The sequence below is a fragment of the Hymenobacter sp. UV11 genome, from assembly GCF_004684095.1.
Lineage (GTDB): Bacteria > Bacteroidota > Bacteroidia > Cytophagales > Hymenobacteraceae > Hymenobacter.
Map to the genome: position 1 here is coordinate 1 of NZ_SRII01000077.1, position 299 is coordinate 299.

1 rRNA gene is annotated in these 299 nt (G+C 45.2%); it reads right to left on the minus strand.

From position 1 onward, the window contains the following. Positions 1-210: 210 nt before the first annotated feature. Positions 211-299: ribosomal RNA gene (locus tag E4631_RS25760) — 16S ribosomal RNA — on the minus strand; the annotation flags it as partial.

A 299-nucleotide genomic window follows, 5' to 3' on the forward strand; every position in this document is an offset into this window, starting at 1 on the left:
TTGCTCAATCGTCTTCGACAATTAAGCCCGCTTTGTTTTTCTCTCTCTTATTTTCCCTTACGTCAAAGAACGTCTACTACCCTTTCGGTAGTAAATGCGAACTACAACCGAAGTTGCAGTTCTAAAACCATTGAATGGAGGAAACAGACATTTTTATAAGTGTGGAGCGAATCGAATCAACTACCAGTGTCTCGAGCAAGAGTGCTCCAGAAAGGAGGTGATCCAGCCGCACCTTCCGGTACGGCTACCTTGTTACGACTTAGCCCTAGTTACCTGTTCTACCCTAACTGGCTTCTGTG